Here is a 20,885-nt window from a genome sequence, read left to right as displayed (position 1 = left end):
AAATATTTTTTTAATTCTATCAAATATGAAAAGTAAATGATAGATTTATTGTAATGAATCATATATAATCTAAAATTGTAAGCGGTTACTTTAAACTATTTTTCTATAATAAATTCTGAAAACGTGTTAAGCTAGTAGAGGGATTATTGGAACTATTAAGACAATAATTCGCTTACATGAACGATGGGAGGCTTCACGATGTCTAGTAAAACACTTGCGAAATTTTTAGAAGAAAATTTAGAGGATTTAAAATCAAAGGGGCTTTATAACGTAATTGATCCGCTTGAGAGTTCAAATGGACCGATCATTACAATTGGCGGAAAAGAATATATTAACTTATCTTCAAACAACTATCTTGGATTAGCAACAGATAGCCGTTTGCAAGAAGCAGCAATTGGTGCAATTCATAAGTACGGTGTTGGGGCAGGAGCTGTTCGTACAATTAACGGTACTTTAGATTTGCATATTAAATTAGAAGAGACAATTGCAAAGTTTAAACATACAGAAGCAGCAATTGCTTACCAATCAGGATTTAACTGTAATATGGCAGCGATTTCAGCCGTTATGGATAAAAATGATGCAATTCTTTCAGACGAATTAAACCATGCTTCTATTATTGATGGTAGTCGTCTATCAAAAGCAAAAATTATTGTTTATAAACATTCGGATATGGAAGATTTACGCCAAAAAGCAATCGCGGCGAAAGAATCAGGTCTTTACAATAAATTAATGGTAATTACAGACGGTGTCTTCTCAATGGACGGAGATGTTGCGAAATTACCAGAAATTGTTGAGATTGCAGAAGAATTAGATTTAATGACATATGTAGACGATGCACATGGTTCAGGCGTACTTGGAAAAGGTGCAGGAACTGTAAAGCACTTCGGTCTATCTGATAAAGTTGATTTCCAAATTGGTACATTATCAAAAGCAATTGGGGTAATTGGTGGATATGTAGCAGGGAAACAAAACTTAATTGACTGGTTAAAAGTTCGTTCACGTCCATTCTTATTCTCTACAGCATTAACACCAGCTGATGCAGCTGCATGTATGCGATCCATTGAAATTTTAATGGAAAGCACAGAGCTACATGATCGTTTATTGGAAAATGGCCGCTACTTGAAACAAGGATTAAAAGAACTTGGCTTTAACATTGGGGAAAGTGAAACGCCAATTACACCTTGTATTATTGGTGACGAAGTGTTAACACAAGAGTTTAGTAAACGTCTAAATGAGGAAGGCGTATACGCAAAATCTATCGTGTTCCCAACTGTAGCTAAAGGAACAGGTCGTGTTCGTAATATGCCTACAGCAGCTCATACGAAAGAAATGTTAGATGAAGCAATTCGTAAGTATGAAAAAGTAGGAAAAGAAATGGGCATCATTTAAGTAACGACATCTTTTGAATAGCTTGCAAATGAGGAGTGGGGAAAATGAAAAAAATTCTAGTAACCGGTTCTTTAGGGCAAATTGGTTCTGAATTAGTAATGAAACTTCGTGATGTATACGGCGCATCAAATGTTATTGCAACAGATATTCGTGAAACAGATAGTGAAGTAGTAACATCTGGTCCATTTGAAACGTTAGATGTAACAGATGGACAAAAACTACATGATATCGCAAAGCGTAATGAAGTAGATACAATTATTCATTTAGCAGCTTTACTTTCAGCAACAGCAGAAAAAAATCCGTTATTTGCATGGAATTTAAATATGGGTGGACTTGTAAATGCATTAGAAGCAGCTCGTGAATTAAACTGTAAGTTCTTCACGCCAAGTTCTATCGGTGCATTCGGTCCATCGACGCCAAAAGATAATACACCGCAAGATACAATTCAGCGTCCTACTACGATGTATGGGGTGAACAAAGTAGCAGGAGAATTACTATGTGATTATTATCATCAAAAGTTTGGCGTAGATACGCGCGGTGTCCGTTTCCCAGGTTTAATTTCTTACGTAGCTCCTCCAGGAGGCGGAACGACTGATTATGCAGTTGAAATTTATTATGAGGCGATTAAAAAAGGTGCATACACCTCATACATTGCTGAAGGAACATATATGGACATGATGTATATGCCTGATGCTTTACAAGCAATCATTTCATTAATGGAAGCTGATTCAAGTAAGCTAGTGCATAGAAATGCATTTAACATTACAGCAATGAGCTTCGAGCCAGAGCAAATTGCAGCGTCAATTCGTAAACGCATTCCGACGTTTACAATGGATTATGCAGTAGATCCAGCTCGTCAAACAATCGCTGATAGCTGGCCAAACTCTATTGACGCAACTGCAGCAATGAAAGAGTGGGGCTTTAAAGCAGAATACGATTTAGACAAAATGACAACTGACATGCTGGATAAGTTAAAAAAAAAGCTCACAGCTGGGTTAGTGATGAATTAATAGGAAGGGTCGATTCTTAGGAATCGGCTCTTCATCATTTTGGGAGGGAGAGAAGTCTTGTGCAAAGAGTTGACGTTGTATATGCACTAATACATGACGAAGAAACAGATAAAATATTAATGGTACATAATGTAGAACAAAATGTTTGGTCATTGCCAGGCGGGGCTGTGGAAAAAGGTGAAATATTAGAGGAAGCACTAATAAGAGAAGTGAAAGAAGAGACAGGTTTAACTGCTACGTTAGGTGGACTTGTTGCGATCAATGAAAAATTCTTTGAAGAATCAGGGAATCATGCACTATTTTTTACATTCCGAGCGAATGTAGTAAAAGGTGAACTTATTGCGGAAGATGAAGGTGAAATTTCTGCAATAGAGTGGGTGAATCGAAAAATTGCGAATGAGCGTTTCCCATACTATGACGCAGGATTTGAATCTTTATTAGAAGTAGCCATTCCGTACAAGTTTCAACCAGAAACAAAGTAATTGAACGAAAAAATAGGAGCCACAAGGCTCCTATTTTCTATTCAATCGTCTTCAGTAATAGTTTTTTCAGCAATGGTTTAATCTTCAATCGTAAATCTTCAGCATGATTTGCAACTAAGAAGTGATGGTTATAAATGTTTTTCATCAATTGATAAGTTGCTTCTTTCGCTTCGCCTTCTTCGATGAAGATACCGATTACTTCCATACCACTTTTACGCGCGAGTTTAACAGCTTCATGCGTATCTAAAATTCCGTCTTGTTGATAGTCTAGCGCAGAAGGCTCACCGTCTGTGAAGACTAGTAAGAATTTATGTTTCTCAGGTCTTTTGGCAAGTTTTTCAGAAACGATACGAATAATATATCCGTCGCGGTTATCTTCTTCTTCACGAAGTTGCATAATTTCTGGACCAACGTTTGGTAACGTTGAGTTTTTATAATTTACAACTTCATGGATAACGTTTGGTTTATCTTCAGGTTTAGCGCTAGAGGCATCTTCCCAAAATCCGCTAATAGCGTGTGGGATTTTTAAAGATTTTAAAGCTTCATGGAATAGTACAACACTCTTCTTCGTTTCTTCCATTTTGTTATACATAGAACCAGAACAGTCAACTAACAGTTGGAATGCAACATCGAGTTCTTGTGACTCTTGTCCTTTTTTATAAAACATACGCGGTTGTTTTTCGGTATAAATACGAAGGAATTTCTTACGAAGTCTTCCGTAATATTTATCGCTATTCGCATTCGTTTTATTTTCAATTGTTTTTTCGATAATTTTCTTTAATTCTTTTACATCTTTATTAACGACTGATTTGATAGCTTGGTAATCTTTTTTCTCATCTGAGTTTGGTTTGCGAGCTTCTTTAAATGTATGAGAAGCACCTACATTATACTTACCGTATGCACCGTCGTGCTGGCTAGAAGCGTGTGAAGCCCTTGCTTCTTCTGTATCAGCGCCATCAAAGTTGGATTGTGTACTTTTTTGTGAAGTACCTTGTACAGAACCAAGTGCTTGGTCGCCATCTTCTGATTCACGGGCAGTATCACCCATCATATTAGTTTTTGTTCCGCTTTCTAATTCAAAGCGTAAAAAGTTCTCGTTTTCGTTATTTTTATTTTCACGATGCCATGTGGAGAAACTTTCATCCATTTTGTTTTTATTTTCATCGTCATCTATAAGCTGCGTATCATCATTTGCTAAATCTTCGACGCGACAGTTCTTTTCGTCTGCAAGGACAGATAAGTAAAGTGGAGCATGTCCGAAATAGTTGTTAAGCATATCACTTTCAAGAAGCGCCTCTAAGCGATAGCGAATTTTCTCAACGATATACATAATATCTTCTGTGTTACGTGCTTGGAATGTTTCATGTAAAATCGCTTCAATTTGCTCAAAATATTCATTATTAAACATTTCATATTTATCGCTCGTTAATGAAAGATAGCATAGGCAAAATAGACGATCACCGTGATAATTACGAACGCGGTTTATTTCATTTTGAGAGCCGAAATAGTTGCGGTACATTTCTTTTCGACGTTTAAAAACATGCTTCGTGCCAGGACGTAAGTTCTTTACGATTTCCTCAACGCGTAAATCTTCTAATAGAACAAATAATTGTGTTAAAAACTTTTTTAGGGGCGATTCTTGCAATTCAATCGCATAAGAACGAATTAAAGTCATGTCCGAGTAATGTTTATTACCAAGTGCTTTTAAGAACACTTCGCTTTTTAATCCGATTACTGTATCTTCTTCTTTTCGATCATCCCAAAAGTGACTAATGACAACTTTCTTTTCAATTTCGTCGTAGTATGCTTTATAGCCATATTCAAGATAGGCATCGTCTTCTTTTAGAAGGGCATACATTAAATTTTCCATTTGTAGAAACAGCGACGCATCAATTTTTTTGTCACTAAAAATTTGTCTCATAAATTATCCCTCAAAGAAATAACTTTCTGCTAATTCACGGACAGTCATTTGTTCTGTTTCATCATTAAGTTTTGCAATTATGCTTCGTTCAATCGCTCGCATAACAGGAATATATACACCTAAATCACATGCGTCGATAATACCACGAATACTTGCTGCTTCTTCACTTACACGTCCATCGCGAGCTAAAGGCATAAGGTCGCTTGCAAATGCAACAAACTTTTCAATTGTTGCAACATCATTTAATTTTGATTCTGCTAATAATAGTTCTTTTAATGTGTCACCTTGAATGTAAGGAACTTCAATAATAACGAAACGGTTTTTTAATGCTTCATTTAGCTCACTTGTTCCAACGTAACCTTCGTTAATCGCAGCAATTACACGGTATTCGTCATCACCGAATACAACCTCTTGTGTAAATGGGTTTGTAATCATTTTACGGTAATCTAATGCGCCGTGAAGTAGCGGTAAAGTTTCAGGTTTTGCCATATTGATTTCGTCAATATATAGGAAGTGACCGTTCTTCATTGCTTTCATAAGAGGACCGTTAACGAATGAAACTTCAGATGCACCATCTTTCGTTTGTAGTGTGTTGTATCCTAAAATACCCTCTACATCTAAGTCGACAGAGCAGTTAATGCTATGCATTGGTTTTTGGAATAAAGAAGAAAGAGTTTCCGCTAGTACTGTTTTACCACTACCAGTCGGTCCTTTTAATAGAATGTTCTTGCCAAGAAGAAGTGCTGTAATTGCATCTTCAATAATGCTATTATCAGACGCTTTATATATTTTCGTTCCGATTAAATGTGCATTTTCACCAGCTTCTTGTTTATTCTTTTCATGAATCGTAGAAAGCTGTTGTTTTAAATCAGCATGTATATGAAATTGTTCTAACATGTATTTCCCACCTAACATTATTTTCATAAAGTAATACATCTTATGATAACTTGTTTTAATATCGTATGCAAAGAAAAGGAAGGAGGATAAAGGGAAAAGAAAAAGCAATCAAGATGAAGTTGATTGCCTACAGTAAAGGAGAAATGAGCCTCATGAAAGACTCCAATATGCGTTTTTTTATACTTCTTTTTTGGAAAGAGTTCCATTTAATTTCAGTTGAATGTTTAAAATCTTCTTCAAAATCACGTTTAATATCGTGAACTGTTTTTGATTCATAAAGTACGCTAATAATTTCGTAATTCAATTCAAAGCTACGTACATCCATGTTCGCTGTTCCAATAGTTGCAATTGTATCATCAACGAGTACAATTTTTGCATGCATAAAACCATCTTTATAACTGTAAATAGAAGCACCAGCTTTTAAAAGCGGAGTGAAATAGGATTGAGATGCTTGATCACTAATGATGCTATCACTTTTACCTGGATATAAAATCCGTACATCTATTCCGGCAATTGCACTTAAGCGTAATAATGTTAAAGTTTCTTGATCTGGAATAAAGTAGGGGGTAGCGATCCAAATGGATTTTTTTGCAGAGCCCATAACAGCTAATAATGTATTACGAATACTTTTATCATCGGAGCTTGGTCCACTTGCTACGATTTGAACAGCACCTTCTGCATTTGAAATCTCTTTACCTGGGAAGTATTGTCTATTCATGAATTGATCCCAGGAATAAGTATTTAAACCACTAGAGGCATAGAGCCAGTCTTCTAGAAAGATTGCTTGTAATTTATATAATGCTTTTCCTTCTATCTTTAAATGACTATCACGCCAAACAGGAAATTTCTTGGAACGGCCAAGATATTCATCACCGACGTTGAGTCCTCCGGTAAAACCAATTTTTCCATCTACAATAACGATTTTTCGATGGTTACGATAATTGACCGTTTCAAGTAACCAAGCTGAAAAAATAGGGTCAAATTCTACTATTTCAATCCCAGCTTCTTTCATAGGTTGCAAAAATCGTCTTCTTAACGTATTACTTCCAAGACCATCATAAAGGAAACGTACAATAACACCATCTTTTGCTTTTTGTATTAAAGCATCTCGAACTTTTGTACCAATTTCATCAGATTTATAAATGTAGTATTGAATATGTATATGATGTTTTGCCTGATCTATAGCTCGCAAAATTTCTGAAAATGTTTGATCTCCGTTTGTTAAAAGTTTTGTAGTTGTTCTATCTGCGACAGGACCGCCTCCAAATTTTTGTATGACTTCTGTTAAATGTATGGAACGTTCATTTAGTGGGACTGTGAGTAATAACTCTAGTCTTCTTCCTTCTAATATTTCACGGAATAATTTTCTTTGTTCTTCTGAACGATGGAGATGTTTTTTTCTTCTCCAGCGGCTGCGCCCGAAAATAGCGTATAAAAGCACACCTATAATAGGAAGAAGTGCTAATACTAAAAACCACGCTAATGTACTTTGTGGAGATCTATTTTCTATAAAAATAACGAATGAAATTCCTACGATTGTGATGGACCATAGGGCACCGACAAATGTATATAACGAAATATACGATGTATTTAATAGGAACAGAACGATAGATACAATTATAAATATTAATAGTAATTGAACGATAGGCTTCTTCATTTCTATATAATTCCCCTAATCTTTTTTCAATATAGACTTCTTAAATAGAAGATGTAATATGACATCTTTATTATAAGGTGTTTTGCTTTTTTTACAAAATATAGACATTTCACCTATACTTTCCGCATTTGTCCTACATACAGTGTACTATCCCATTTTTTATCCCACTCTTAACGCATATGAAAATGAAAAAATCGAAAAGGAGCGGAGAAGCATGAATTATATAGAAAATAATGGATTTTATTATCGAAATCATCATCATGGAGGACACAATCATGGTGGGCACAATCATAACGGCGGACATCATCACTATGATCACCATCATCATCACGGAGGCGGATGGGGCTGGGGTGGTGGTAGTTCATGGGGAGGCGGATTTTTCCCTGGAAGCTTTGCAGGAGGAGTGTTAGGCGGACTGACAGCTGGTGCATTAACAGGTGCAACAAGTGGAGGATATTATCCAGCTCCATATCCAGTAGCTTATCCATCACCATACCCTGTAACGTATCCAATGCCATACCCAGGTTATCAGCAAATACCATATTCGTATTAAACTAAAAAAGAGGCTATCCTCTTTTTTAGTTTAATACGGTATTTATTTATAAAATACTTCCAAAATTAAGGTGAAAATATGTTAATATTTTGTTATTGTAATTCAAAAACATATACATTGATATAGAGTTTTATATTATTATTCGTGAATAGTTATGTAGTATGGTCTAATTTCTATTTCGTTATTAAAAACAAAGAGATCAGATGTGAGTGGTATTAGTTGGAAACAAGGCTTGCATAGAGCCACTTAAAGAGATTGCAGTATAATAAGGCGCGAAATCATTAGGGAGATGAGAAGCTACTAGTTATAATTGGAACGGTATAATATTGCTTTTTATTACAAATAATATTATGTTATTTTAATCGGTCTATTTAAAAAGATAATTTATGTAATGGGCTAGTATTAGAAAATGAAATATCTCTATTTCTATGAAGAGAAACAGGTTGTGTTTTAGTCAGATAGAAGCAAGGAGAGATGCGCATGCTAGAACAGAGAGGTCATGCATTATATGACTCTTCATTGCGAGATTTAAAGTTAGCATTAGATGAGTCTTCAATTGTTGCAATTACAGATCGAAAAGGTCTTATTACATATGTAAATGATAAATTTTGTGAAATCTCTAAATACAAAAGAGAAGAATTAATTGGAAAAGATCACCGTATTTTAAATTCAGGACATCATCCAAAAAACTTTTTTCAAGAATTATGGAAACGTATTTTGAATGGGAAAGTATGGACAGGTGAGATTCGGAATCGAGCAAAAGATGGTACATATTATTGGGTCAAAACAACAATTGTTCCATTTTTAAATGAAAAAGGAGAGCCATACCAGTTTATCGCAATTCGAAATGATATTAGTAGTAGAAAAGAAGCGGAACATAGATTGCGGCTAAGTGAAAGTCGTTATAGGGAACTTGCCTATCATGATGCCTTAACGAGTTTGCCTAACCGTTTACAATTAATAACGACCGTTAATAAATTGATTGCAGATAAAAAAGAATTTGGTATGATTTACTTTGATTTGGATCGTTTTAAATTAGTAAATGATACATTAGGTCATATGATAGGGGATTTACTTTTAAGCGAAGTTGCTTCAAGGTTGCATTATGTACTAGGAGAGAAAGATGTTCTGGCTAGGCTAGGTGGCGACGAATTTGTGCTGTTAACAAAAAATCATAGACAAGATGATATGAGTCAGTTAGCGACATCTGTGTTGTCATGTTTTCAGGCACCATTTATGCTGGAAGGCCATGAAGTATACATTTCAGCTAGTCTAGGACTTTGTTCTTATCCACAAGACGGACAAGATGTGGAAACTTTATTGAAAAACTCTGACTTAGCTATGTATAGTGCAAAAGAACAGGGGAGAAACGCTGCATGTTTCTTTACAGATGAGCTACGTGCGAAAATAAATCGTAGAATGAAAGTTGAGTTTGCTTTGCAAAAGGCAATTCGTGACGAAGAGTTAGATGTAGCATTGCAGCCTATTATTGATTTGAAAACGAAGAGATATTCTGGTATAGAAGCTCTAGTACGTTGTATGACAGAAGACGGACCTATTTCACCAAGCGAATTTATCCCTGTAGCTGAAGAGTCTGGACTTATTATAAAGCTAGGAGACTGGGTATTAGAAAAATCATGTCGCTTGTTTAAAACATTGCCAAATTATCAAGAAGGACTAAAGTTATCTGTGAATTTATCTATACAACAATTAATGCAGAAACGTTTTATTTTGTCCGTACGTAGCATTTTAAAGAGAACTGGTTTTCCTCCGAACCGTTTAATATTAGAAATAACGGAAAGCATTGCAGTCCGCCATTTTGATTATATTATTGCTACATTACAAGAATTAAGAAATATGGGTGTTTTAATTGCTTTGGATGATTTCGGAACTGGCTATTCTTCCTTATATTATTTAAAACAACTACCACTGGATATTGTAAAAATTGATCGTAATTTTATTCGTGAATTTCATTATGATCACGCACAACCAGAACGAACGATTGTAAAATCCGTTATCGAAATTGCTCATAGTTTAAATTTAGCAGTAGTTGCTGAAGGAGTAGAAACAGTAGAGCAAGAGAGTTTGTTACAATCAATGAGCTGTGATTATGTACAGGGATTTTATTATGCGAAACCTTTATCTGTAGGAGAGCTAAAAGAAAAGTTAATTACAGATTTTTAATAAAAAAGAGAAGCCAGCAGCTTCTCTTTATTTAATCCGTTTTTTGTGAGTCTTTCATTAGTACTGGATAGAGAATAAGGCCTAATACGAATAATCCAATTCCTAAGAAGAATGTTTTTAAATCAGCAGTTCCCGTTTTGATAACCCAAATAGAGTATACCAACGCCAATGTAGTAATGATTCCATCTTTTACTCGAGATCCTGGCAGTATATCATACGTTTCTCCTGTAATAACTAATTTTAATTGGTACAAGGTAGAAACAAGGTATGGAATTAAATAGGCTAATGTTGCTACGACGATAGCGAAACTATACGCTTCTGAAACAGTACCAGAAATCGTTGAAAATAAGAAAATTTGCGTCATTACATTTGTAATCAATAATGATTTTGAAGGACTACCTTTTTTATTTGTTTTCCCGAAAAACTTAGGGAAAAGTCCATTTTTTGCTGCCTGGTAAGGTACTTCTGAACTAACAACGATCCAGCCAACTGTAGATCCAAATAAAGATATAAGAGCGAGTAAAGCCATTATATATGCGCCTTTATTTCCAATTGCTAAATTTAATGCGTCTACTAATGGTTTTTGAGACTCTTTTAAAGCATCTTGCGGAAGAGCTCCCATTGTAAGTAAAGTAATTGACATGTAAATAAGAAGAGCGATAATTAATCCGAAAATCGTAGCTTTTTTTACATCGCGCTGTGATTTTGCACGATTAGAAAGCATAACTGCTGATTCAATACCGATAAATGCCCAGAGTGTTGCAATAGCAGCTGAATTGATTTGTCCACCTAATGAGATTGATTGTCCTGCTTCATTCATAAAGGTTTGACCGTCTCCGAAATTAGAAGCATTGAAAATGAATAATGTAATTACAATAAACATTGTAAATCCGATAATTTTTGCAATGGTAGCAAGTAGATTCATATTTCCAGCTCGATCAATATTTTGAGAAAGAATATATTGAATTCCCCACAGCATAAGGCTACATACGAGGAAAGTTAACCCTTTTCCGAGTTCTAGTGAAAATCCGTTTATTGAAAAAAGAATTTGCTTACTTTGTAAAACTGGAAAGAATGTTGATAAATATCCAGCGAAGGAAATAATAACAGATGCTGTTGCAGCCCAGTTAGCAGCCCAATATCCCCATGCCATACTATATCCTGCAACTTTACCAGCTTTTTTTGAAGGAAACATTGCTTGAGCATAGCTTTGTGGTCCAGCTTTTAATTCTGGTTTACGAATCGCTAAATTTCCAAATACAAGTGCAATCATAAATACGCCAAGGCCTGTAATACTCCATGCGAGTGTAGAACCCATTGGACCTGATACTTGTGCTAAATTTGCTGGAAGCATAAATACGCCACCGCCAACCATATTCCCGATAACAAATGCTGTTAAAACCCATAATCCCCATTTTTTCGTTTCCATTTTTGTTAACTCCTTTGTAGTAAGTTTTGCTTAAACATCATTTTTCACTAGCTTTTTGACAATAAAAAAAGAGCCATGTAGATAAAAAAATACCTACATGGCTCTTTCGCCAAAGCGTAGGTACAACGGGAATAACCCTTGTACCTACGCGTAATTTTTCCGCTAGGTTTCAAGGGTTACGTATGATGATGATGTTTTTGTGCAAATGTAACTACAGTTGTTGTATAAGTAAGCATAGTTCTTTGCTCCCTTTCTCCTCTGATTTTGAAGTTAGTATACTACATGTTTTTTTGAATGAAAAGAAAAATATAAAAAATTTTATAAAAATACGTTTTAAAGATTAAATATTTACCTATATTTTTCTTGTAATGGAAAATAAGTGAGAGATTGGCAGAAGAGTGAAGCATGTTATAATACATATAGAATTATAAGGTGACAAGGGGCTATTGTAGATGATGAGTAAGTATGAACAAATTTATACAGAAATCAGTAAATCTATTGATAATAAACAATTAAAAGAGGGATGCAAAATCCCATCAGAAACAGAATTAATGAAGCAGTATGAGGCAAGCCGAGGCACGGTAAGAAAAGCGGTAGATTTACTGCAAGAGCGTGGATATGTACAAAAAATTCACGGAAAAGGTGTGTTTGTTTTAAAGCGAAAAAATATTGAATTTAATTTTGGTGGTATTGTAAGTTTCCAAGAAGAAAATGAACGTTTAGGGCGTCATTGTATTACAGACGTCGTAGAAATGGAGAAAATTGAAGCGACGAAAGACGTAGCAAAGTTATTAAACGTGAAAGAAAAAACAGTGATTGACCATATTAAACGTGTACGAAATATTGATGGAGAAAAAGTAATTTTAGATATAAACCATTTTGTATCGGAATATATTCCAGGCTTAACGAGAGAAATTGCAGCTACATCGATTTATAAATACATTGAGAAAGAGCTTGGGCTACATATTAGTTATTCACAGAGGGTAATTGAAGTACAGCCATGTACAGAGGATGACAGAAAGTATTTAGATTTAAATGGAACAGACTATGTTGTCGTTGTGAAAAACTTTACACATTTGTATGATGGAAGTCAGTTTGAATATACAGAATCACGCCACCGCTTAGATATTTTTCACTTTTCGGATGTGGCACGTAGGAAGTAAAGAGGTGGAACAAAATATTGTTTCATCTCTTTTTTTTATAAAAAAAACACAAACTCGTACATACGAGTGTTGACTAACTTATATATACGAGTTAATATGTAATTGTAAACGGTATCAAAAAAAGAAAAGAGGGACGGGAATATGGGGAAAGACTATCGTAAAACAGCAGAGGAAGTGTTGCAGTATATTGGTGGGAAAGACAATATTGAACAAGCTGCGCACTGTGTGACGAGGCTCCGTATCGCTTTAAAAGATGAAAGTAAAATAGATAATGATAAATTACAGTCTGTTTCATTAGTGAAAGGAGCTTTTCATAACGCTGGGATATTTCAAATTGTAATTGGTCCAGGGGATGTAGATCGAGTATATGCGGAATTGATAACGCTTGCGGGTATGAAAGAATCGACTGTAGCTGACGTAAAAGATTCAGGTAACCAAAAGTTAAATCCAGCTCAAAAGTTTGTAAAAATATTTTCGGATGTATTTATGCCAATATTACCAGCGATCGTAACAGCTGGTTTACTAATGGGTATTAACAACCTATTAGGCGCAAAGGACTTATTTTTTGATGGGAAAAATTTATTAGATGTTTATCCAAACTTAGGCGGGCTTTGGGATTTAATTAATATGATGGCCAATACAGCATTCGTATTCTTACCAGCACTTGTCGGGTGGTCAGCAACGAAGCGTTTTGGTGGTAGTCCAATACTAGGGATTGTTATGGGATTAATGCTTGTGCACCCGGCCTTATTAAACGCTTGGGATTATGGAAAAGCAGCGACTGGTTTAGAGGGGCAAAAGATTGAGTACTTCAATATTCTAGGACTGTTCCAAATTGAGAAGGTAGGATATCAAGGACAAATTTTACCTGTTTTAGTAGCAGCATTTGTATTAAGTAAAGTAGAAATTTTCTTAAAGAAACATGTACCAAATGCAATTCAATTATTAGTTGTACCAATTACAACAATCGTTGTGACAGGTGTGTTAGCATTAGGAATTATCGGTCCGGTTACACGTCATATTGGAGATTTATTAACAGTAGGATTAGTAGGTGTATATGAAACAGTACCAGTAGTTGGAGCAGTATTATTTGGAGCATTATATGCACCGCTTGTAATTACAGGTATGCATCATATGTTTATTGCAATTGATTTACAATTGATTGCACAACATGGCGGTACATTTATTTGGCCGATGATTGCTCTTTCTAACATTGCCCAAGGTAGTGCGGCACTTGCGATGTTCTGGATTTCTAAAAATCAAAATGATAAAAGTATGGCATCAACATCAGCCATTTCAGCATACTTCGGTATTACAGAACCAGCGATGTTTGGTGTGAATTTACGAAATAAGTTCCCGTTTTATGCAGCGATTATAGGGTCTGCTGTGGCAGCGATATTCATTACATTAAATGGTGTATTAGCACCTGCTATCGGAATTGGCGGATTGCCAGCATTTATTTCTATCATTCCGAAATCGATTCCAATATTTATTGTCGGAATGATTATCGCAGTTGTAATCCCATTTACTTTAACATGGTTATTTGCAAAAAGAGTCAAACAGAAGTAGGAGGAAGTTAAACATGAAGGATTGGCATAAAAGTGTAGTCTATCAAATTTATCCGAAGAGCTTTAATAGTTATTACAATAGGGAAACCGGGGATATAAAAGGGGTTACAGAGAAACTAGATTATTTAAAAGAACTCGGAGTGGATTATATATGGTTAACACCGATATACCAATCACCACAAAATGATAATGGATATGATGTAAGTGATTACTACAGCATTGATCCATCTTACGGAACGATGGAAGAGTTTGAAGAACTTTTAGCAGAAGCGAAAGTACGTAACATTGAGATTATGCTTGATATTGTTGTAAATCATAGTTCGACTGAACATAAGTGGTTTAAAGAAGCGAAGGAAGATAAAAATAGTCCATATCGTAATTACTATATTTGGCGTGATGAAAAAAATAATTGGCAGTCTAAGTTTGGTGGATCTGCTTGGAAATATGATGAGAAGACGGAGCAATATTATTTACATTTATTTGATGAAACACAAGCTGATTTGAATTGGGAAAATGAAAAACTTCGTGAAGAAGTATATGATATGATGCGCTTTTGGCTGGATAAAGGGGTAACGGGATTCCGATTAGATGTCATTAATTTAATTTCAAAAGACCAATGCTTCTTAAACGATGAAGGTAATACTGCGACAAGTGATGGACGCAAGTATTATACAGATGGCCCGCGTGTTCATGAATATTTACAAGAGATGAACCGCAATGTTTTTGCAGGAAAAGATGTAATTACAGTTGGAGAAATGTCTTCTACGACAATTGATAATTGTATTAAATATTCTAATCCTGAGCGCAATGAACTGAGCATGACGTTTAGTTTCCATCATTTAAAAGTAGATTATCCGAATGGTGATAAGTGGAAGAAAGCAGAGTTTGATTTCATTAAATTAAAAGAGATTATGTCTAACTGGCAAATTGAAATGCAAAAGGGCGGAGGATGGAATGCGTTATTTTGGTGTAATCATGACCAGCCTCGCATTGTGTCACGCTTTGGTGATGATGGAAAGTACCGAAACGAATCTGCAAAAATGTTAGCGACAGCTATGCACATGCTGCAAGGAACGCCTTATATTTATCAGGGGGAAGAAATCGGTATGACGAATCCTAAATTTGAGTCCATCGAGCAATATCGTGATGTGGAATCGTTAAATATATACGATATAAAGCTAAAAGAAGGGCTATCAAAAGAAGATATTATCGGGATTTTAAAGCAAAAATCTCGTGACAACTCTCGCACTCCGATGCAGTGGAATGAAGAAATAAATAGCGGGTTTACAACAAGTACACCTTGGATTTCAGCGGCTAAAAATTTTAAAGAAATAAACGTAGAGAAGGCACTAGCCGATAAAGAGTCTGTATTTTATCATTATAAAAAACTAATTGAACTAAGAAAAACATATGATGTTATGACAGAAGGAGAATATGCTATTTTAGATAAGAATCATCCTAAGATTTGGGCATATACACGTACTGTAAATGATGAGATATTACTTGTTATCAATAACTTCTATGGAGAAGAAATAAAGTATTCTGTACCAGCTCATGTTCAATTAGATGGAATGAAACAAGAGGTACTACTGTCGAATTATAAAGATTGCAGCAAGGATATTACAAAACTTAACTTAAGACCATATGAATCAATTGTGTATCGATATACGAAATAAAAAGGTTGTATGCCCGAGCGGCATACAACCTTTTTATTTTAAGACACCACTATACAAAATATTTACATCTACCTCAGGTTTGAATTTTACTTTTGCATAATCTTTATTCCAATTTTTTTTCTTCCATAAGTCAGGGTGATAGGCGATAAGGTGTCTTCCGATACCGAAAGCATCACAGTTAGCTTTTTGTAGCTTGTTAGTTATCTTTTTAGCTTCTTTCGTAAGCTGTTTAGACAATTCTTTATTTAGTTTTTTTCTTTCATCCATTTTATAAAGGTTATCTCTTGGAGCTTCAAGCGCTATCACTTTTAGTTGTAGTTTAATGTGAGCATAAACATTTCCTTTTTTATCTGTCGTTATTTTTAAGTCTCGTTTTAACTTTCGATTGCTAATTTCCATTGTTAAATAATCAGATGTCTTCTCTGATTTCTCGCTAGTAAGCTTTTGGGTTATACGCGCACTTGTTCCCATTTTTCCGGTTAATAATACGAATAAAACCGATTGTTTCAAAGGTAAATGCCCAGTTAATTTATCATTGTTAAATAAAGCTAACCCGTTTGTAATTACTTCTTTTCCTTTTATTTTTATGGAAGGGAGTATAAAGTCTTTACCGGGGTCTAACATTTTTGTAGCAGCTGTTTCTAAAGTTTCTTTTGGAAATACACTCATATCTTCTAAGCTTTTCACTTTTTTCTTTAAAAAATCTCCAATTAATAAATTTCCTACTTTCTTTTTTTCGAGTACCTCGGACGTTTCACCATCTACTGCAATAAGCTTTACTAAAGCAGTTGGATTTGTTGGATCCCGAAAACTGACATCTAAATAGGGTAGTATCCCTTTTTTTAGAATTTTGGTTCCTAGTAATTGAACACCATATTTAAAATAGCGAATATTTCCAGTCACATTTTTTTTTAGGGAATCGCTTGTATCTCTTATGTTATGCCCGGTTGCTGAATGTATTTCATTCTCGAATGAAGATTGTTCTCCGCTTGAACTTTTTACGAGCTCGATTGTTTGCTGGAGTTTATTCTCTTCCGTAATATCAGCTCCAATACTATAAGCTAATCTCGCTTCTCTTAATGGTTCTTGATCCCAACAGCCAGAAAGGAGGGAACTAGTACATAATATAAAAAGTAATTTAACTCTTTTTTGGAACATATTGTTCTCCTTTCTTCTTTCTTATTACTGAATAAAGTAGAAATAAAAGAGGGAGGACAACGATGAAAATATAGGTAAACTTATCAGTGAAAGTTGCAATTACTTTTAATTCTTCAGGTGTATCTATAAATAAGGCTACACTAAAAGCAATTATACCAACGATTGGAACAGCTTTTTTATGATTAGCAAGGTTAAATATGTGTCCAATGCCGATAGAAGCAGCACAATAATAACTAGCAATAGAGGCAGCGACAGTTATCATCCAAATTGGTATGAAGATTAGGTCCGTTCGGTCTATAATTCCAATATGCAAGGAGCGTAATAAGTAAGCAACTGGCTCTGGAATAAGCTCAACTTGTTTTGGACTAAATACGATAAAGCAAATCCAAACGGTAAAAGTATAAAAAAGTGTTACAAATCCATTAGCGATAGAAATGGCCTTCAGTTTTGCCACAGAACTCCCGTTTACTTTTGGAAAGGCAATAAGAATAATTTCAAAACCATACATGGCTGTAATTGTTTCTTTCGATGCTTGAATAATATTCCACCACCCAGCCTCTGTAAGTGGGAAAATATAAGAAAAATCAGCTCGGGAAAACCCTAGGGCAATTAAAAGGGCCATTGGAATAATGAGAATAGAGGCCATGACATAAAATCGTACGATGACTTTAAATGTATTATAAGCGACATAACAACAAGCTACTGTACATAATATGAGAATTGCAGACCACGGAGTTGCTTGTAAAACCCATACTTTAATGACATTACAAGCATTTAACATAACCGTCATACCGATAAGTGTAAAATAAAAAACATAAGCAAAACCTAATAGTTTTCCAAACTTATTACCAAATAGCATACAAACACTTTCATACATATTTGCATCAGGAAATCGTTTTAAGAAAAGCCACATAAGTAAAATAATAAGTTGAATTGCCAGACCAGCGATAAGAGCAGAAATCCATCCACCACCTTTTGCTATTAGGTGAAGACGGTTCGGTAGAGAAAGTATGCCCACTCCGATTTGGCATTGAATAACGAAAAAGGTAAATTGAACTAGTGAAATTTTACTTTGCGTGTTTGTCACCGTCCTCATCCTCTCTCGTTACATGTTGGCGTTGCATTTTTTTCGGCTTTGGATCATGTGGTCTTTCCCAAAATGACCAAATTGGTAGTCTTACGAAAGAATCTTTCATATCTTTTATCCGCATCGGGGCAACAGGAGAAAGATATGGTGTATGAAATGAATGTAGCTGACATAAATGAACAAAAGTTATAATGAGACCGAATGATATTCCTAAATATCCGAATATAGCAGCAAGAAGCATTAATGGAAAACGAAGAATGCGAACTGCTGAGCTCATATCATTTGATGGAACGAGAAAAGATGAAATTGCAGTTAAAGCTACAACGATAATCATTGTGTAAGAAACAAGCCCAGCCTTTACAATTGCATCACCAATTACTAAACCACCTACAATACCGATTGTTTGTCCCACTCGGCTCGGCAAGCGAATACCAGCTTCGCGTAACAATTCAAAGATTAATTCCATTAAGAGAGCTTCAAAAATAGGAGGAAGCGGTACTTTCTCTAATGAAGCTTTAATTGTATACACAAGTTCGAGCGGTAACACATCAGGATGAAAAGCGACAGTTGCAATATATAAAGCTGGCAAGAGAAAGGCAATTAAAAAACTTACTAAGCGAATCATTCGGACGAAAGAACCTACAATCCAGCGGTTATTATAATCATCTGGTGATTGATAAAAAGCGAATAACGTAACAGGTACGATGAGCGCTGTTGGGTCCCCATCAGATAAAATTGCAACCCGTCCTTCCATTAAATTAGCAGCGGTCCTATCTGGACGCTCTGTATTTAATTGCTGCGGAAATGGCGAGAAGGACGTATCCTCTATGAATTCTTGTATGTATCCTGGAGGCATAAGTGCATCTGTCTTAATTTTTTCTAACCTTCTTTTCACTTCGGCAACTAGATCGTCATTGGCTATATTTTGCATATAAGCAATTGCCACTTTCGTGTGCATCTCTTCACCGATTGTAAAGTACTTAACAACTAAATTTGGACTCTTAATGAGTTTGCGAATAGAGGTTAAATTCGTTGCTAGATCCTCTACAAAACCAGTATGTGGACCGCGCACAATTCCTTCATTATCAGGCTCTGCTATATCTCTCTTTAAAGATAAAGCTGTTTCGAAAATACAAAAACTATTGACATGTTCATGAAAATATAAGGATTTACCTTGTAATAAAACCTGTACTCCATAATTTAAATTCGTTTCTTTTTGCATATTTAATGTGGAAAAGGCTTTATCTAAGGACAGATCCGATCGAGTTAATAATGGTTCAAGAGCTAATTGATGAATTAAATTTGGATCTGCTAAAGATTCAATATATAAGATTGTTCCTTTTCCGTTTTGAAAAGGGAGATCTAATTTTTTTATATCATCAGAATGAGAAAGTTTATTTTCAATGTAATTAATGTTCTCCGGAAGTGATGGAAACATATGCTTTTGTTTTTTACTCTCTTGTTGTTCTTTTTTCTCTGTCATACTTTCCACCTCTTTTAGAATAAAATTACTTCTGTTAATTTTTGCTTTTTGTGAGAAATTTATGCTTAGATTATTTTTTTAAGAAGAGAATTGAAAGTTACGTTACATTGTCTTTTGTGCATTATTCAATTTCATAGCAGTACTTCTCACGTTTGTGTCGAATTAAGAAGATATATAGGAGGGATATATATGGAAATAGCTGTAGAACGTGTTTTTACAAAGGAAATTTTAGCAAGAGCGGCAAGGGAATTTCATGTAACAGTAGAAGAAAAGCCACTTGGAGATTTTGAAAATTATATTTTTAAGGCAAAGGGTGATAATGATGAAGATTACGTATTACGTTTAACACATTCTTCTCATCGCTCTAAACAAGAGGTAGAGGCTGAACTAGATTTTTTACGATATGTTGCAGAGAATGGGGCAAAGGTAGCAGGACCTCTTGATTCAACGTCTCGAAATCTCGTAGAAGAAATCATAGCAGAGGATGGAACGTTCTTTTTCGCGTCTTTATTTACATATGCAAAAGGCGAGCAAGTAAAAGGGGAAGGATCACCTTATTGGGGAGATGCTTATTTTGAAGCATGGGGAAAAGCGATTGGACAACTGCATCGCCTAACAATGAACTATCCTAAAACGAATCATCGTGATACGTGGGAAGAAGACGAAAGTGGGATTATTAATGAATTAGAAGATGATCAAGTGAAAAAGATTGCAGCGGTATTAATGGATGAAATTAAGGCTCTTCCAGTTGAAAGAGAAACGTTCGGTCTTATGCACGGTGATATTCATCCAGGTAATTTTCATTATGATGGTAAAGAGCTAACAATCTTTGATTTTGATGATGCGGCTTATAATTACTTTATACATGATTTAGCGATGGTTCTATACTACTCTGTTCTATTTACACCGTGGACAGCAGAAGAGAAAACAGATTTTGCTCGTAAACAGTTACAAGTGTTACGAAAAGGATATGAGTATGAGCACAGGCTGGTGGATAGTTGGTATGAATCGTTACCACTATTTTTACGTTTACGTGACATAGGTCTATACGGCACACTCCAAAAGAAGTTTAAGGGGAAAGATATGCCAGATAACTTCCAAAAATTATCTGAAGAGTTATATGAAAGAATTATAAGCGAAGAAGCAATTGTGAATATATAATACATTTTGTTCAAAACAAAGTATACAAAATAAATGTATACTTTGTTTTTTTATACAAAAATATGTT

Annotated in this window: 16 protein-coding genes; 9 read left to right on the top strand and 7 right to left on the bottom strand. The window is 35.1% G+C overall.

The window, feature by feature from the left end:
* Window positions 1–198 precede the first annotated feature (198 nt).
* The 3 genes from MR143_RS16205 to MR143_RS16195 are packed head-to-tail and all read left to right on the top strand — an operon-like array spanning window position 199 to window position 2,881.
* Window positions 199–1,389, top strand: coding sequence for a glycine C-acetyltransferase (locus MR143_RS16205; RefSeq protein WP_242280865.1), 1,191 nt, complete (start codon window positions 199–201; stop codon window positions 1,387–1,389).
* A gap of 44 nt (window positions 1,390–1,433) precedes the next feature.
* Window positions 1,434–2,399, top strand: a complete 966-nt coding sequence (locus MR143_RS16200) for an L-threonine 3-dehydrogenase (protein ID WP_199717829.1) — start codon at window positions 1,434–1,436, stop codon at window positions 2,397–2,399.
* 59 nt (window positions 2,400–2,458) lie between these two features.
* Complete coding sequence (locus MR143_RS16195) at window positions 2,459–2,881, top strand: NUDIX hydrolase (RefSeq protein ID WP_001189944.1); 423 nt, start codon at window positions 2,459–2,461, stop codon at window positions 2,879–2,881.
* A gap of 37 nt (window positions 2,882–2,918) precedes the next feature.
* On the opposite strand, the gene MR143_RS16190 is transcribed toward MR143_RS16195, so the two are convergent.
* The 3 genes from MR143_RS16190 to MR143_RS16180 form a co-directional block, all read right to left on the bottom strand.
* Window positions 2,919–4,802, bottom strand: coding sequence for a vWA domain-containing protein (locus MR143_RS16190; protein WP_001248851.1), 1,884 nt, complete (start codon window positions 4,800–4,802; stop codon window positions 2,919–2,921).
* A 3-nt stretch (window positions 4,803–4,805) separates the two neighbouring features.
* Window positions 4,806–5,699 (bottom strand): ATP-binding protein, encoded by an 894-nt coding sequence (locus MR143_RS16185; protein WP_000892970.1) that lies wholly within the window; start codon window positions 5,697–5,699, stop codon window positions 4,806–4,808.
* Between the two features lie 127 nt (window positions 5,700–5,826).
* Window positions 5,827–7,356, bottom strand: a complete 1,530-nt coding sequence (locus MR143_RS16180; RefSeq protein WP_000743015.1) for a cardiolipin synthase — start codon at window positions 7,354–7,356, stop codon at window positions 5,827–5,829.
* Window positions 7,357–7,570: 214 nt separating this feature from the next.
* Between MR143_RS16180 and MR143_RS16175 the strand changes: the two genes are divergently transcribed.
* Together MR143_RS16175 and MR143_RS16170 are read left to right on the top strand one after the other, a co-directional pair.
* A complete protein-coding gene (locus MR143_RS16175; protein ID WP_001106370.1) occupies window positions 7,571–7,909 on the top strand; it encodes a hypothetical protein in 339 nt (112 codons plus the stop codon).
* Between the two features lie 480 nt (window positions 7,910–8,389).
* Complete coding sequence (locus MR143_RS16170; RefSeq protein ID WP_000893344.1) at window positions 8,390–10,093, top strand: putative bifunctional diguanylate cyclase/phosphodiesterase; 1,704 nt, start codon at window positions 8,390–8,392, stop codon at window positions 10,091–10,093.
* 31 nt (window positions 10,094–10,124) lie between these two features.
* Here MR143_RS16170 and MR143_RS16165 read toward each other — a convergent pair whose 3' ends face one another.
* The gene (locus MR143_RS16165) at window positions 10,125–11,522 is read right to left on the bottom strand and encodes an amino acid permease (protein WP_000448449.1); all 1,398 of its coding nucleotides are present in this window, start codon (window positions 11,520–11,522) and stop codon (window positions 10,125–10,127) included.
* Window positions 11,523–11,974: 452 nt separating this feature from the next.
* Between MR143_RS16165 and treR the strand changes: the two genes are divergently transcribed.
* The 3 genes from treR to treC all read left to right on the top strand — a co-directional run bounded on the left by treR (window position 11,975) and on the right by treC (window position 15,929).
* Window positions 11,975–12,685, top strand: a complete 711-nt coding sequence (gene treR, locus MR143_RS16160) for a trehalose operon repressor (RefSeq protein WP_000987236.1) — start codon at window positions 11,975–11,977, stop codon at window positions 12,683–12,685.
* A 141-nt stretch (window positions 12,686–12,826) separates the two neighbouring features.
* Window positions 12,827–14,254 (top strand): PTS system trehalose-specific EIIBC component, encoded by a 1,428-nt coding sequence (treP, locus tag MR143_RS16155; RefSeq protein WP_000513934.1) that lies wholly within the window; start codon window positions 12,827–12,829, stop codon window positions 14,252–14,254.
* Between the two features lie 13 nt (window positions 14,255–14,267).
* Window positions 14,268–15,929 carry an alpha,alpha-phosphotrehalase gene (gene treC, locus MR143_RS16150; protein ID WP_000656138.1) on the top strand — a complete coding sequence of 554 codons (1,662 nt, stop codon included), beginning with the start codon at window positions 14,268–14,270 and terminating at the stop codon, window positions 15,927–15,929.
* 33 nt (window positions 15,930–15,962) lie between these two features.
* Here the strand turns inward: treC and gerKC are convergent, their stop codons facing one another.
* The 3 genes from gerKC to gerKA are packed head-to-tail and all read right to left on the bottom strand — an operon-like array spanning window position 15,963 to window position 19,657.
* Window positions 15,963–17,087: a spore germination protein GerKC gene (gene gerKC, locus MR143_RS16145; RefSeq protein WP_000486845.1), complete on the bottom strand. Its 1,125-nt coding sequence runs from the start codon at window positions 17,085–17,087 to the stop codon at window positions 15,963–15,965.
* Window positions 17,068–18,174 carry a GerAB/ArcD/ProY family transporter gene (locus MR143_RS16140; protein WP_000185767.1) on the bottom strand — a complete coding sequence of 369 codons (1,107 nt, stop codon included), beginning with the start codon at window positions 18,172–18,174 and terminating at the stop codon, window positions 17,068–17,070. Before MR143_RS16140 ends, gerKC begins: the two co-directional genes overlap by 20 nt.
* Complete coding sequence (gene gerKA, locus MR143_RS16135) at window positions 18,155–19,657, bottom strand: spore germination protein GerKA (RefSeq protein WP_000136665.1); 1,503 nt, start codon at window positions 19,655–19,657, stop codon at window positions 18,155–18,157. Before gerKA ends, MR143_RS16140 begins: the two co-directional genes overlap by 20 nt.
* Before the next feature lie 189 nt (window positions 19,658–19,846).
* Here gerKA and MR143_RS16130 point away from each other — a divergent pair, with 189 nt between their 5' ends.
* Window positions 19,847–20,818 carry a phosphotransferase enzyme family protein gene (locus MR143_RS16130; protein ID WP_000401632.1) on the top strand — a complete coding sequence of 324 codons (972 nt, stop codon included), beginning with the start codon at window positions 19,847–19,849 and terminating at the stop codon, window positions 20,816–20,818.
* Window positions 20,819–20,885 lie beyond the last annotated feature (67 nt).

The organism is Bacillus cereus group sp. BfR-BA-01347, from assembly GCF_022663835.1.
GTDB lineage: Bacteria > Bacillota > Bacilli > Bacillales > Bacillaceae_G > Bacillus_A > Bacillus_A thuringiensis_K.
This window is presented reverse-complemented; position numbering and strand designations above follow the sequence as displayed.